13 protein-coding genes are annotated in these 14402 nt (G+C 58.1%); 9 read left to right on the top strand and 4 right to left on the bottom strand.

The genetic code is table 11. The features are described 5' to 3' along the window. Nucleotides 1-108: 108 nt before the first annotated feature. Together olsB and KDX30_RS05800 are read left to right on the top strand one after the other, a co-directional pair. A complete protein-coding gene (gene olsB, locus KDX30_RS05805) occupies nucleotides 109-864 on the top strand; it encodes an L-ornithine N(alpha)-acyltransferase (protein ID WP_231675227.1) in 756 nt (251 codons plus the stop codon). Continuing rightward, on the top strand, nucleotides 864-1703 hold the full coding sequence (locus tag KDX30_RS05800) for a lysophospholipid acyltransferase family protein (protein WP_231675226.1): 840 nt from the start codon (nucleotides 864-866) through the stop codon (nucleotides 1701-1703). The genes olsB and KDX30_RS05800 overlap by 1 nt, the downstream gene beginning before the upstream one ends. Here KDX30_RS05800 and KDX30_RS05795 read toward each other — a convergent pair. Beyond that, nucleotides 1664-2260: an acyl carrier protein phosphodiesterase gene (locus KDX30_RS05795; RefSeq protein WP_231675225.1), complete on the bottom strand. Its 597-nt coding sequence runs from the start codon at nucleotides 2258-2260 to the stop codon at nucleotides 1664-1666. The genes KDX30_RS05800 and KDX30_RS05795 overlap by 40 nt on opposite strands. A 160-nt stretch (nucleotides 2261-2420) precedes the next feature. On the opposite strand from KDX30_RS05795, the gene KDX30_RS05790 reads away from it, so the two are divergent. The 3 genes from KDX30_RS05790 to KDX30_RS05780 all read left to right on the top strand — a co-directional run bounded on the left by KDX30_RS05790 (nucleotide 2421) and on the right by KDX30_RS05780 (nucleotide 5097). Continuing rightward, entirely contained in the window at nucleotides 2421-2735 is a 315-nt protein-coding gene (locus KDX30_RS05790) for an ArsR/SmtB family transcription factor (protein WP_231675224.1), read from the top strand. 124 nt (nucleotides 2736-2859) lie between these two features. Continuing rightward, nucleotides 2860-4026 carry an MFS transporter gene (locus tag KDX30_RS05785; protein ID WP_122708151.1) on the top strand — a complete coding sequence of 389 codons (1167 nt, stop codon included), beginning with the start codon at nucleotides 2860-2862 and terminating at the stop codon, nucleotides 4024-4026. A gap of 21 nt (nucleotides 4027-4047) precedes the next feature. Next, complete coding sequence (locus tag KDX30_RS05780; RefSeq protein ID WP_231675223.1) at nucleotides 4048-5097, top strand: alkene reductase; 1050 nt, start codon at nucleotides 4048-4050, stop codon at nucleotides 5095-5097. A 98-nt stretch (nucleotides 5098-5195) separates the two neighbouring features. Here KDX30_RS05780 and KDX30_RS05775 read toward each other — a convergent pair whose 3' ends face one another. The 3 genes from KDX30_RS05775 to KDX30_RS05765 all read right to left on the bottom strand — a co-directional run bounded on the left by KDX30_RS05775 (nucleotide 5196) and on the right by KDX30_RS05765 (nucleotide 8301). Continuing rightward, entirely contained in the window at nucleotides 5196-6050 is an 855-nt protein-coding gene (locus KDX30_RS05775) for a hypothetical protein (RefSeq protein WP_027900297.1), read from the bottom strand. Nucleotides 6051-6128: 78 nt separating this feature from the next. Further along, entirely contained in the window at nucleotides 6129-7121 is a 993-nt protein-coding gene (locus KDX30_RS05770) for an NAD-dependent epimerase/dehydratase family protein (RefSeq protein ID WP_122394646.1), read from the bottom strand. Nucleotides 7122-7401: 280 nt separating this feature from the next. Beyond that, on the bottom strand, nucleotides 7402-8301 hold the full coding sequence (locus KDX30_RS05765) for a LysR family transcriptional regulator ArgP (protein WP_231675222.1): 900 nt from the start codon (nucleotides 8299-8301) through the stop codon (nucleotides 7402-7404). A 117-nt stretch (nucleotides 8302-8418) separates the two neighbouring features. Between KDX30_RS05765 and KDX30_RS05760 the strand changes: the two genes are divergently transcribed. The 4 genes from KDX30_RS05760 to KDX30_RS05745 all read left to right on the top strand — a co-directional run bounded on the left by KDX30_RS05760 (nucleotide 8419) and on the right by KDX30_RS05745 (nucleotide 14278). Beyond that, nucleotides 8419-9021, top strand: a complete 603-nt coding sequence (locus tag KDX30_RS05760) for a LysE/ArgO family amino acid transporter (protein ID WP_122394644.1) — start codon at nucleotides 8419-8421, stop codon at nucleotides 9019-9021. Nucleotides 9022-9486: 465 nt separating this feature from the next. Continuing rightward, nucleotides 9487-10068, top strand: a complete 582-nt coding sequence (locus KDX30_RS05755) for a superoxide dismutase (protein ID WP_027900293.1) — start codon at nucleotides 9487-9489, stop codon at nucleotides 10066-10068. Nucleotides 10069-10372: 304 nt separating this feature from the next. Beyond that, on the top strand, nucleotides 10373-12424 hold the full coding sequence (locus tag KDX30_RS05750; RefSeq protein WP_027900292.1) for a putative bifunctional diguanylate cyclase/phosphodiesterase: 2052 nt from the start codon (nucleotides 10373-10375) through the stop codon (nucleotides 12422-12424). A 492-nt stretch (nucleotides 12425-12916) separates the two neighbouring features. Continuing rightward, nucleotides 12917-14278, top strand: a complete 1362-nt coding sequence (locus tag KDX30_RS05745; protein WP_027900291.1) for an imelysin family protein — start codon at nucleotides 12917-12919, stop codon at nucleotides 14276-14278. The last annotated feature ends 124 nt before the right edge of the window (nucleotides 14279-14402 follow it).

Raw genomic sequence — 14402 nt, 5'->3', positions numbered from 1 at the left:
AACCTTCATGGTCATGACATCGCCTCTCCTTAGCCTGAGTTTGTACAGCAGCGCCAGGCCATTACAGCCAACGCCCGCACTTGCAGGGCAGGCTAACGGAGACTTCGCATGACTCAGATCGCCCGCATTCGCGACACAGCATCCGACCGCCGCCTTCAGGCAGAACGCCTGACCGGCAGCAAAGCCTTGCAGGAAGCACAGGCCCTGCGCTTCAGTGTGTTCAGTGGTGAATTCAATGCAAAACTCAAAGGTGCTGACCAAGGCCTGGATATGGACGATTACGATGTGCACTGCTCGCACATCGGCGTACGAGATCTGAACACCGGCAAGCTGGTCGCCACGACACGCCTGCTGGATCACAAGGCTGCCAACACCATCGGCCGCTTCTACAGCGAAGAAGAATTCGCCCTGCATGGCCTTGGCCATCTGCAAGGTCCGATCCTGGAACTGGGTCGTACCTGCGTGGATCCGGATTACCGCAACGGCGGCACCATCGCCGTACTGTGGAGCGAGTTGGCCGAAATTCTCAACGAAGGTGCCTACAGCTACCTGATGGGTTGCGCGAGCATCCCCATGCAGGATGGCGGCATTCAGGCCCACGCGATCATGCAGCGCTTGCGCGAGCGTTATCTGTGCAACCAGAACCTGCGCGCCGAGCCGAAAAACCCGCTGCCAGCCCTGGATCTGCCCAACAACGTGATCTGCGAAATGCCGCCGTTGCTTAAAGCCTACATGCGCCTGGGTGCGAAGATCTGCGGCGAACCGTGCTGGGACGAAGACTTCCAGGTCGCCGATGTCTTCATCCTGCTTAAACGCGACGAGCTGTGCCCGCGTTACGCACGTCACTTCAAGGCAGCAGTGTAATGAGCCGCTTGCGTGGCTACGCCCGAGTCGCACGGGTGCTGCTGGTCATTGCGTTGGGGCTGACCATTGCTGGCACGTTCGCCTGCATGGAGCGCATGAAGATCGGCAATTCAATGGCCCGGCGTCAGCGCTGGAGTCGATGGTTCATGGCGCGCCTGACCGCTGCCCTGCCGTTTCGCGTAACCGTCAGCGGCGAGCTGCCGCGTCAGCCGATGCTGTGGGTGAGCAATCACGTGTCCTGGACCGACATTCCGCTGCTGGGCATGTTGGCCCCGCTGTCATTTCTGTCCAAGGCTGAAGTACGCACCTGGCCAGTCGCTGGTTGGTTGGCCCTGAAAGCGGGCACGCTGTTCATCCGTCGCGGTTCGGGTGACAGCAAGCTGATCCAGAAGCAGATGGGCAATCACTTGCAGCAGAATAATGCGCTGGTGATTTTCCCGGAAGGCACCACCACTGACGGTACTGGCCTGCGTACATTTCATGGTCGCCTGATGTCGAGTGCGATTGATAGTGGGGTGTTGCTGCAACCAGTGGCGATTCACTATTCACGCAACGGCCAGCCAGACCCTATCGCGCCCTTCATCGGCGACGACGATTTGCTATCGCACTTGCGTCGACTGTTCGCCAACGAACAAGGCGACGTGCATATCCAGTTGCTGACGCCGATTGCCACCGAAGGCAAGGAACGCGCCGCGCTGGCTTATGAAGCGCAGCAAGCGGTGCAGATCGCTCTGTTTGGCGAGCCACCTGTGGTTGCCGAGCCTTTGGTTACCAAAAGCGACGAAGCAGTATCAGAAGTTCAGACTGCCGAGAGCCCGCGCTCGGCCAGGGCGGCCTGAGAGAAGTCCTGCAAGATCGGATAGAACTCGGCAAAGTCCGCGCTCAAGGGTTGGTAGAGGTCGCGCAATTCCTGCATGGCACCTGCCAACCCTTGCGGTCGTGACAAACGTCGGGAAATCCCCGCCAGTACCTGCTCCAGCACCGCAAACTCCTGATAGGAACCCAGCCAGTCGTGAGCGGCCATGTGCGGCGCGATCCTGGCCAGTCGTTCGGGCAACTCCGGCTCGGCAGCCAGCACGCCGTACACCTTGCGCGTGAACGCAGCCAGCGGCACATCCGCGTAATGCGCCCAGTCCCGGGCCAGGCAATGATCGAAAAACACGTCCAGCACGATGCCCGCGTAACGCCTTCGCTCGGACGGAAAGCGCGCAATCGCTTGCTTGATCAGAGGGTGACTGTCGGTGAATGCATCAATGCTGCGATGCAACTGGATCGCCTGCGCCAGATCATCGGGAAAGCGCCCGGCCACAGGCCCTTTGACGAAATCGCCATACAGACTGCCGAGGAGTTGCGCCGGACGTTGGCCGCCAAGGTGCAAGTGTGCGAGATAGTTCATGGCGCAAGCCTACGCCGAATTACGCCTCCCGCCTATATCGATATAACCCGATATAGCGTTTCTGACTATTCTCAGCAGAAAATCATATTTGTATATCGCGAAATACAAATATAAAGTTCGCTCCATCGCGATATAGCGTTAAACCCATATTGAGAACGACATGCCTATCGACCTCGACGAAATAATAAAAGCCCTGGCCCACCCTGTTCGCCGGGAGATTCTTGTCTGGCTGAAGGACCCGCTCAGTTGCTTTCCGGACCAGACCCACTCGACGGAAAACGGCGTTTGCGCGGGCCAGATCGACCAGCGCGCCGGGCTCTCGCAGTCCACGGTTTCGGCCCACCTGGCAACCCTGCAACGCGCTGGCCTGATCACCAGCAAAAAGGTAGGGCAATGGAGCTTTTTCAAGCGTAACGAAGAGGTGATTGCGGCCTTCGTCGAAGCGCTGGAGCTCGAGCTGGGTCCGCCGTCTTGAAATAGGAAAATTCCCCGTAGGAGCTGCCGAAGGCTGCGAAATCTTTCTTCCTGAAACACCGGGAATCGCAGCCTTCGGCAGCTCCTACAGGATTAACGAAACCTTTATCAACAGGAGACGCCCAGTGCCTCTTTCACTGTTTATTCTGGCGCTCAGCGCCTTCGCTATCGGGACGACCGAGTTCGTCATCATGGGTTTGCTGCCCGAAGTCGCTGCCGACCTGGGGGTTTCCATCCCCGGTGCTGGCTGGCTGGTAACCGGCTATGCGCTGGGCGTCGCGATCGGTGCGCCGTTCATGGCGATGGCCACTGCCAGGCTTCCGCGCAAGGCTGCGCTGGTCACGCTGATGGGCATCTTTATCGTTGGTAATCTGCTGTGTGCCATCGCCGCCGATTACAACGTATTGATGTTTGCCCGTGTGGTCACAGCGCTGTGCCACGGTGCGTTTTTTGGTATCGGTTCGGTTGTTGCTGCGGGCCTGGTGCCTGCCAATCGTCGCGCTTCGGCCGTTGCGTTGATGTTCACTGGTCTGACCCTGGCCAACGTGCTGGGCGTGCCGCTGGGCACTGCGCTGGGCCAATACGCTGGCTGGCGCTCGACCTTCTGGGCCGTCACCGTCATCGGTGTGATTGCATTGATTGGCCTGATGCGCTTCCTGCCCACCAACCGCGAAGAGCTCAAGCTCGACATGCGCGCTGAACTCGCCTCGCTCAAAGGCGCAGGCATCTGGCTGTCGTTGAGCATGACCGCGCTGTTCTCGGCTTCGATGTTCACCCTGTTCACTTACGTCGCCCCGCTGCTGGGCGAAGTGACCGGTGTTTCGCCAAACGGCATTACCTGGACGCTGCTGTTGATTGGCTTGGGCCTGACTGTAGGCAACGTGATCGGCGGCAAGCTGGCTGATCGTCGTCTGGCCGCGACGCTGATTGGAGTGTTCATTGCCATGGCTGTGATCTCCACTGCCCTGAGCTGGACCAGCGTCGCGCTGATCCCGACCGAAATCACCCTGTTCCTCTGGGCCACCGCCGCGTTCGCTGCCGTACCTGCCTTGCAGATCAACGTCGTGACCTTCGGCAAGGCCGCGCCAAACCTGGTGTCGACCCTGAACATCGGTGCCTTCAACGTCGGCAACGCACTGGGCGCATGGGTCGGCGGCAGCGTTATTGCCCATGGCCTGGGCCTGACCAGCGTGCCGTTGGCGGCTGGAGCACTGGCGATACTCGCGCTGATCGTGACCCTGATTACTTTTCGCCAGGGCGGCAACGCCGATCTGGCCCCTGCTATCAACTGATCAATTCAAGAGGTTTCACGCATGACTACTATCTTTGACCCGATCACCATGGGCGATCTGCAGCTCGCCAACCGCATCGTCATGGCGCCGTTGACCCGCTGCCGCGCCGATGAGGGCCGTGTGCCGAACGCGATGATGGCCGAGTATTACGTGCAACGTGCGTCAGCCGGTCTGATCATCAGCGAAGCTACTTCAGTCACGCCAATGGGCGTCGGCTACCCGGATACTCCGGGCATCTGGTCCACCGACCAGGTCCGTGGCTGGAGCAATATCACCAAGGCTGTTCACGGTGCAGGCGGCAAGATCGTTCTGCAACTGTGGCATGTGGGGCGTATTTCCCACCCTTCGTATCTGAACGGTGAAACCCCGGTGGCACCAAGCGCTATCAAACCAGAAGGCCATGTCAGCCTGGTTCGTCCGCTGTCTGACTACGTCACACCTCGTGCGCTGGAACTGGAAGAAATCGCTGACGTGGTAGAGGCCTATCGCACCGGCGCAGAAAACGCCAAGGCCGCTGGCTTTGACGGCGTGGAAATCCATGGTGCCAACGGTTACCTGCTGGATCAGTTCCTGCAAAGCAGCACCAACCAGCGTACCGATCAATACGGCGGCTCTCTGGAAAACCGTGCGCGTCTGATGCTGGAAGTGGTCGATGCAGCGATTGATGTCTGGGGCGCGGGCCGTGTCGGCCTGCATCTGGCACCGCGTGCCGACTCCCATGACATGGGCGACGACAATCTGGCCGAAACTTTCGGCTACGTTGCGGCAGAAATGGGTAAACGTGGCATTGCGTTCATTTGCTCCCGCGAGCATGAGGCTGGCGACAGCATTGGTCCGCAATTGAAAAAGGCTTTCGGCGGTGCGTACATTGCCAACGAGAAATTCACCAAGGACAGCGCCAATGCCTGGCTGGCCAATGGTTCAGCCGATGCGGTGGCCTTCGGTGTTCCGTTCATTGCCAACCCTGACCTGCCGGCACGTTTGAAGCAAGATGCGCCGCTGAACACTCCGCACCCGGAAACCTTCTACGGCAAAGGGCCAGTGGGTTATATCGATTACCCGGCGTTGTAATACATCTGCAGGAGGCAACTTGTTGGCGTGGCTTTGGACCTGAACACTGAGGAAGATCGCCTCGCGAACAAGTTCGCTCCTACCGGGGGATATAACTATTAACGACGCGCATTCACCTGCTGGGACAGGTTCTGAATCTGGCTCTGCAGGGTGTTGATGTTGCGGGTCATCTGCGCACGGAAGGCATCAAACTCAGCAGTGTTGCTGCTGGCCGCCGCTGGAGCCGGACGGTTTTCCTGTTCGCTTTTGAGCACGATCAAATCCTGCTCGAGACGCTCGATGGTTGCTGTCGGGTTGCCCTGCTTCTTCAGTGCGGCAACATCGGCGCTGAGGCTTTTCAGTTGGGTATCGACTTGATCGAGATTACCCTGAGCCGCTTTATGATCCGGAATCGAAGCCTTCACTGCGGCCAGCTCAGTGGTGACGGTTTTGAGCTGTTCCTGCAGTTGCGTATTGCTCGTCTGCAGCTGGGTCGCCTGCGTCGTGATCTGTTCCAGACGTTGCTGCAACTGGCTCTGCTGCCCGGTTGTGCCTTCCTGCTGTTTGTCCTGGTCAGCCAACTGGTCCTCGATAAGCTTGATGCGCTGCTTGAGCGCCTCTCCGTCCACCGCCACTGATTCAGTCGCAACCACTTTGCCGGAGATGTCCTGCAAACGGCCAGCGGCTTCTTCGCTGATGCGTGCAAAGCTTTCCTGAGTGGCCACCAGTTGCTGCTCCATCAGGGATATCTGCTGAAAGCTCCACCAGCCCAACCCGCAGAACGCAATGAACAACGCACCCACCAAGGCCCAAAGCGGTCCGGTGCTCGGTCCTTTGACTTTCACCACAGGCGTATCCCGGGAATACACCGTTGTGCGTTTGCGTGCCGCCGTGGTCGGCGCGAAATCGTCGTCATCGTCCTTGGCGCTGAGATTCGGAACGTCATCGACGTCGTCATAAGGATCGTTACGCATGAGTAACCCTGTGTAGAACCGTGATGAAAACTGCTTGAAGTTCGCGAGTATAACCGCTGAGGCCGCAGCCTAAAGCGCTCACCTGCTTTGTTGCGTTTGCCACCAGTCGCAAAACTCATCCAGTGCCGCCCACAGGCTGACTTGCGGGTCGTAGTCCAGATAATGCCGGGCGCGGCTGATATCCAGGGTGAAATCCTTGCTCATGACCTGCATCCCCAAGCGCGACAAGGTTGGCTCCGGGCGGCCCGGCCACAGCATGCACGCAGCCTCGTTGATCGCGGCTGCCGAATAGGCCAGGCCACAGGATCGATACCGCGTGACCTGTGGCAGCTGCATCCGGCGCATCACGTAGTTCACCGCATCCCACAGCGGCACAGGCGTCCCGTTGCTGATGTTATAGGCCTTGCCCAACGCCGACCTGTCAGCCAGCAAACTGCTGATCAGGGCCTGATTGAGGTTGTGCACACTGGTGAAATCAACCTTGTTCAAACCGTTGCCGACAATCGACAGACGCTTCTTGCGTTGCATGTGCAGCAGCCGCGGGAAGATGCTGGTGTCGCCTGCTCCGGTTACGAAACGCGGTCGCAGGGCGATCACTTCCAGTCCGAACTCTTCCGCGCCAAACACCTTCTGCTCAGCCAGATATTTGCTGGCGGCGTAGTGGTTGTTGAAGCGTTTGGGCACCTGTTCTTCTTTGAGGTCCAGGTGCGAGTGGCCATCGAAGTAGATTGAAGGCGACGACAAATGGACCAGCCTTCTGACCCTTTGTTTCAGACAGGCCTCAACGATGTTCTCAGTGACTTGCACGTTGCCCTGCAAGAAATCCTGCTTGCGCCCCCAGACGCCTACTGAACCGGCGCAATGCACCACAGCTTCAACGTCGTCACACAGCACGCGAACCAGATCGGGATTGATCAAGTCACCCTGGATAAATTCAGCACCGCGCTTGACCAGATGCGCGACACCTTCGGCACGTCGGCCATTGACCCGCACGCTAAAGCCCTGCTCGAGGGCGAACCGCGCAAAGCGCCCGCCGATAAAGCCGCTTGCGCCGGTGACCAGAATCTTCATTTACCGCTCCGTTAGATATTTTTTTGCTTGCTTCAAAACACAGGTCTTGTCTGACTTGATCGAGATCACATGCGGGAGATTCTATGTTGGCCTGCAAACACAAATCCGTGGGAGCGAATTCATTCGCGAAGGGGCCGGTACATCCGCAGTTGATGTATCGCTTGAAATGCCGCCTTCCCGAATGAAGTGGAGCGCCACCCCGGTCGGTCCCACAGGCTCATCATGAACCTGAAGCCTTACACAAGCCTCGCTCCCACAGGAACGCATTCCAACCTGAAAATCACTTCAGCCCCAACGGCACCAGCCACTGCCCCGCCTGCTGCGCCAGATGCTCCGTCAATCGGGTCAACAATTGACCGCCATTGCGCCAATGATGCCAGTACAGCGGCACATCCACCGGTTTGTCTTCAGCAAACTCCACCAGCAAGCCGCGCTGCAGTTGTTCGCGTACCTGTATTTCCGGGACCAGCCCCCAGGCCACTCCGGCTTCGGTCATGCGTAAAAAACCTTCGGACGATGGGCACACATGATGCTCGAACCCGCCCTCGATCCCTAGTGAAGCCAGATAACGATGCTGCAAAAAATCATCCGGGCCGAATACCAGCGCTGGAACACGGGCAAGTTTTTTCGCCTCGAAACCTTCCGGAAAGTGGCGCTCGATGAATGCCGGACTGGCGAGGCCACGGTAGCGCATCGCACCCAATAACAGACTGCGGGCACCGGCAACAGGGCGTTCGCTGGCGCACAAACAGGCCGCGACATCGCCTGCCCGCATGCGCTTGAGGCCCACGTCCTGGTCTTCGACAACCAGATCCAGCAACAGATTGTTCTGCGCGCAGAAGTCGCCAATCGCATCGGCCCACCATGTCGCCAGACTGTCGGCATTCAGTGCGATGCGCAGGCGCTCCGGCAGGCCTTCTTCGTCCAAGGCGGGCACCTGGCTTTGCAGATCACGCTCCAGCAACCGCACTTGCTGCACATGGTTGAGCAGGCGACGACCAATGTCAGTCGGGCTCGGCGGTGTGGCGCGAACCAGAACCGGCTGCCCCACCCGCGCCTCCAGCAACTTGATCCGCTGGGACACTGCTGACTGGGACAAACCCAATACCTGCGCGGCACGCTCGAAGCCTGCCTGTTCAATCACGGCTGCCAGCGCTGAAAGCAGTTTGTAGTCGAACATCAGTTCCCCTAATGGGCGATCAGTAATATTGTTTTTTCTTATACAGGTTTGCCACTCACAATCGCCACACAAACCTGCCGGACAGGCAGATTATTCAGTGCGTGGAGCATATTTTTCATGTGGCAAAGTTATCTCAACGGCCTGCTGGTGGCGGGCGGTTTGATCATGGCGATCGGTACTCAGAATGCTTTTGTTCTAGCGCAGAGTCTGCGTCGCGAACATCATTTGCCGGTAGCAATGGTATGCATCGTCTGTGATGCGATCCTGATTGCCGCCGGCGTATTTGGCCTGGCCAACCTGCTGGCGCAAAACCCGACACTGCTGGCGGTTGCTCGCTGGGGCGGCGTCGTGTTTTTGCTTTGGTACGGCAGCCTTGCGTTGCGCCGGGCCTGCTCCAGTCAGAGCCTGGAAAAGAGTGAAGTTGTTGGCCTGCGCTCGCGTCGGGCGGTTCTGCTCAGCGCCCTGGCAGTGACCCTGCTCAACCCCCATGTTTATCTCGATACGGTGTTGCTGGTCGGCTCCCTTGGCGCTCAGCAAAGTGTGCCAGAGGCTTATGTGGTGGGCGCAGCCAGTGCGTCACTGTTGTGGTTCAGCACCCTGGCGCTCGGCGCAGCATGGCTGGCCCCCTGGCTGGCGCGCCCGGCCACCTGGCGACTGCTGGACCTGATGGTCGCAGTGATGATGTTCAGCGTTGCCCTTCAATTGATCAGGGCTGCGTAAATCCATAACGCTAAATGCAAAACCCTGTGGGAGCAGAGCTTGCTCGCGATACATGAGACGCAGCCTCAAGGCACACAGCGTTATCGTTTATCGCGGGCAAGCACCGCCAACAGGCTCTACGCATTCAAGTGGGACCGAATTTATTCGGGAAAGCGGTAGGTCAGGCAGCACATAAGCTTCGATGTACCGGCCTCTTCGCGAATGAATTCGCTCCCACCGGGATCAACGCTTGCAGGCCAACATAGAATCCCTCACGCACCAGGGCCTTGTATCAGCTCGCATTTCCTTTCGGTAAATCCTCTGGAACCTCTATCCCACACAGTTGTTGCGTGGTTAACGGGCAGACCCGGTGCTATGATCCTGACCCTGCGCCGCAAAGAGTACAAACTCGCCGGTGCATGTTCTGTCTGGCCGCCCGTGATCGGCCTTGCGCTCACCGCAACTGACCTGATTAGGAGATAAACCATGGCTTTTGAATTGCCGCCGCTGCCGTACGCCAAAGATGCTCTGGTACCGCACATTTCCGCAGAGACACTGGAATATCACCACGACAAGCACCACAACACCTACGTGGTGAACCTGAACAACCTGGTGCCAGGCACCGAGTTCGAAGGCAAAACCCTGGAAGAAATCATCAAGACTTCTTCGGGTGGCATCTTCAACAACGCCGCTCAAGTCTGGAACCACACGTTCTACTGGGAATGCCTGGCACCAAACGCTGGCGGCGAACCTACTGGCGCACTGGCTGACGCTATCAACGCGGCTTTCGGCTCATTCGACAAGTTCAAAGAAGAATTCAGCAAAACCTCTATCGGCACCTTCGGTTCCGGCTGGGGCTGGTTGGTGAAAAAACCTGACGGTTCCCTGGCTCTGGCCAGCACCATCGGCGCAGGCAACCCAATGACCAGCGGCGACACCCCGCTGCTGACTTGCGATGTATGGGAACACGCCTACTACATCGACTACCGCAACCTGCGTCCAAAGTACGTTGAAGCATTCTGGAACCTGGTTAACTGGGACTTCGTAGCGAAGCAATTCGCTGCCTGATTTGAGATCCAGTCAAAAAACCCGGCATTGCCGGGTTTTTTTTCATCCATGAAATGTGCTTAATGTCTTGTCAGCCGACGATAGCGGACTAATATCATCCGCTGGGGTTTTTACAATTCTGTTCAAGTTTCAAAGGTTTTTGTCCGACACAGTGAGAATGCCTGACTTTATGATGAGGTCGGGATGGAGCAAGAGAGCAGGTGAAGAGGAGAAGAATCGCCGTTTAGCGATCTCGCTCTGGTTCCACTGTTTTTTGACGGTTGCAAAGGCTTGACGCACCCGGCACGGATTAAGGAATAGCCATTTGAAGCTGGAACTCAAAAACAGCCTGTCAGTAAAGCTTCTGCGCGTGGTGCTGCTCTCGGCACTGGTCGTGGGCGTTGTGTTGAGTTGTGCGCAGATCGTCTACGACGCGTACAAGACTCGCCAGGCCGTAGCCAGCGATGCAGAAAGGATCCTGGACATGTTCCGCGACCCGTCGACTCAGGCCGTATACAGCCTGGACCGGGAAATGGGCATGCAGGTCATTGAAGGTCTGTTTCAGGACAATGCGGTGCGGCTGGCATCCATTGGCCATCCGAATGAAACCTTGCTCGCTGAAAAAGAGCGCCCCCTGCAAACCACTTCAACGCGATGGCTGACCGACCTGATTCTGGGCAAGGAGCGCAGCTTCACTACTCAACTGGTCGGCCGCAGTCCTTACAGCGAGTACTACGGCGATCTGCGCATCACGATGGACACCGCCACCTATGGCGAAGGTTTCATCATCAATGCCGTGATCATTTTCATCTCCGGGGTGCTACGCGCATTGGCGATGGGCCTGGTGTTGTATCTGGTCTATCACTGGCTGCTGACCAAGCCGCTGTCGCGCATCATCGAACACCTGACCAACATCAACCCCGATCGCCCGAGCGAACACCAGCTTCCGCTGCTCAAGGGCCACGAGAAAAACGAGCTGGGCATTTGGGTCAATACGGCCAACCAATTGCTGGCGTCCATCGAACGCAATACGCACTTGCGCCACGAAGCTGAAATCAGCCTGCTGCGCATGGCTCAGTATGACTTCCTCACCGGCCTGCCCAACCGCCAGCAACTGCAACAGCAACTGGACAAGATTCTGGTCGATGCCGGACGTCTTCAACGTCGGGTTGCGGTGTTGTGCGTCGGGCTGGATGACTTCAAGAGCATCAACGAGCAATTCAGCTACCAGACTGGCGACCAATTGTTGCTGGCGCTGGCTGACCGGTTGCGGGGCCATAGCGGTCGGCTCGGCGCGCTGGCGCGTCTGGGCGGCGATCAGTTCGCCATGGTGCAGGCCGATATCGAACAGCCCTATGAAGCCGCAGAGCTGGCACAGAACATTCTTGATGATCTGGAAGCGCCGTTTGCCCTCGGCGATCAGGAAATCCGTCTGCGCGCCACCATCGGCATCACACTGTTCCCGGAAGACGGTGACAGCACTGAAAAGCTGCTGCAGAAAGCCGAACAGACCATGACGCTTGCCAAGTCACGCTCGCGCAACCGATATCAGTTTTATATCGCCAGCGTCGACTGCGAAATGCGCCGCCGCCGGGAGCTGGAAAAAGACCTGCGCGACGCTCTGCCCCGCAACCAGCTGTTTCTGGTCTATCAGCCGCAGATCAGCTATCGCGAGAATCGCGTGGTGGGCGTCGAGGCCCTGATCCGTTGGCAGCACCCGGAACACGGCCTGGTGCCGCCAGACCAATTCATTCCGCTGGCAGAACAGAACGGCTCCATCATTACGATTGGTGAATGGGTGCTTGACCAGGCTTGCCGCCAATTGCGCGAATGGCACGATCAGGGATTCACTGACTTGCGCATGGCGGTCAACCTTTCGACCGTCCAGTTGCACCACACCGAACTGCCACGGGTGGTCAACAACCTGATGCAGATCTACCGCCTGCCGCCACGCAGCCTGGAACTGGAAGTCACCGAAACCGGCTTGATGGAAGACATCACCACCGCCGCGCAGCATCTGCTCAGCCTGCGCCGCTCCGGTGCGCTGATCGCTATTGATGACTTCGGGACCGGCTATTCGTCCCTGAGTTATCTCAAGAGTCTGCCGCTGGACAAGATCAAGATCGACAAAAGCTTCGTGCAAGACCTGATCGATGATGATGACGACGCAACCATCGTGCGCGCCATTATCCAGCTGGGGAAAAGTCTGGGTATGCAGGTGATCGCCGAGGGCGTGGAGACCACCGAGCAGGAGGCCTACATCATTTCCGAAGGCTGCCATGAAGGTCAGGGCTACCTGTACAGCAAGCCGCTACCGGCTCGGGAGTTGCTGGCTTATTTGAGACAGGCACAACGCATCAATGTGGAAGTTTCATAAGGCTGCAGAGTATCGCCATCTGTGGGAGCCGGGCTTGCCCGCGACAAGAACAATCTGATTTATCTCGCGCACCGCATTGCCTGCATCGCGAGCAAGCTCTGCTCCTATCAAACATCACTCCAATAATGGATTTGAAACGCGGACCTTGTAGGAGCTAACTTGTTGGCGAAGCGGAATTTCTGACGATGCGGGTCCGACGTCTCGCCAACAAGTTGGCTCCTACAGGGTCATCCGTTTGCTTAGCGACAGCGCGGTGTCAGGGATACAGGGCTTAGCTCCCACGGAGCGCGAAGTAGCCGCCCTTACCAAGAAGCAATGTCAACGAACCTCGATGAGGCAACCTTGAAACTGACACTCTTTGTTACAACCCTACCCCAACTCATCTTTCCTCAAAGGCAATAGGCCTTTACACCGAATGCAAATCTTTCGCATTATGTTGCAGCTTTTTTTGGGCGCCTGGCGCCTTGAACCCTCTAGACGCAGGATTCCGTCATGATTCGTATGCCATTGGCAACCGCTAGTCTGCTGGCCATCGCTATTTCTCTCGCCGGCTGTGGCGATGAGAAAAAAGCCGCAGCACCAGCCACCGCTTCCGCACCGGCTCCAGCGCCTGCAGCTGCACCAGCGCCTGAAGCGACTGCTTCGGCACCGGCTGCTGCACAATCCAGTGACGCCGCTGCCAAGGCCGTAGTCGCCAACTACAGCAACATGGTTTACGCCGCGTTCAGCGATGCTGAATCGAGTGCCAAAACGCTGCAGACTGCGATCAAGGACTTCCTCGCCACCCCGAACGACAAGACCCTCAAGGCTGCGCGCGACGCCTGGGTTGCCGCTCGTGTGCCGTACATGCAGACCGAAGTATTCCGCTTCGGCAACACGATCATCGACGACTGGGAAGGTCAGGTTAACGCCTGGCCCCTGGATGAGGGCCTGATCGACTACGTCGCCAAGGACTACCAACACGCGCTGGGCAACCCGGGTGCAACCGCCAACATCATCGCCAACACCGAAGTTCAGGTCGGCGAAGACAAGGTCGACGTGAAAGAAATCACGCCTGAGAAACTGGCCAGCCTGAACGAGCTGGGCGGCTCCGAAGCCAACGTTGCAACCGGCTACCACGCCATCGAATTCCTGCTGTGGGGCCAGGACCTGCACGGTAACGAAGCGGGCGCTGGCGAGCGTCCAGCCTCTGATTACATCGAAGGCGCAGGCGGTACCGGCGGTCATAACGATCGTCGTCGCGCTTACCTGACCGCAGTGACTGACCTGCTGGTCAGCGATCTGGAAGAAATGGTCAATAACTGGAAGCCGGGCGTTGCCGACAACTATCGCGCCAGCCTGGAAGCCGAAAGCGGCGAAAGCGGCCTGCGTAAAATGCTCTTCGGCATGGGCAGCCTGTCCCTCGGCGAACTGGCTGGCGAGCGCATGAAAGTAGCGCTGGAAGCCAACTCCAGCGAAGACGAGCACGACTGCTTCAGCGACAACACCCACAACTCGCACTTCTACAACGGTAAAGGCATCCGCAACGTTTACCTGGGCGAATACACCCGTACAGACGGCACCAAGGTCAGCGGTCCAAGCCTGTCTTCCCTGGTAGCCAAAGCCGATCCAGCCGCCGACGCGACCCTGCGCGCCGACCTGGACGCCACTCAGGCAAAACTGCAAGTCCTCGTCGATCAAGCCAACAAAGGTCAGCACTTCGACCAGTTGATCGCTGCGGGCAACACCGAAGGCAACCAGATCGTTCGCGACGCCATCGCCGCCCTGGTCAAGCAGACCGGTGCCATCGAGCAAGCCGCTGGCAAGCTCGGCATCACCGACCTGAACCCGGACAACGCCGATCACGAGTTCTGATCAACGAGCTCTGAGCGTTTGTTTCTGAACGCTTGAAACGGGTGAATGAAATGCCAGTTGGCTTTGCTGACTGGCATTTTTTTTGGCTGTTAATTATCTCTGAAGCTGGAGCGGGATACTGAAG

The sequence above is a fragment of the Pseudomonas quasicaspiana genome (assembly GCF_021147825.1).
GTDB classification, from domain to species: domain Bacteria; phylum Pseudomonadota; class Gammaproteobacteria; order Pseudomonadales; family Pseudomonadaceae; genus Aquipseudomonas; species Aquipseudomonas quasicaspiana.
Note: the sequence above shows the minus strand (reverse complement) of the source record. Positions and strands in the feature narration are given on the sequence as shown.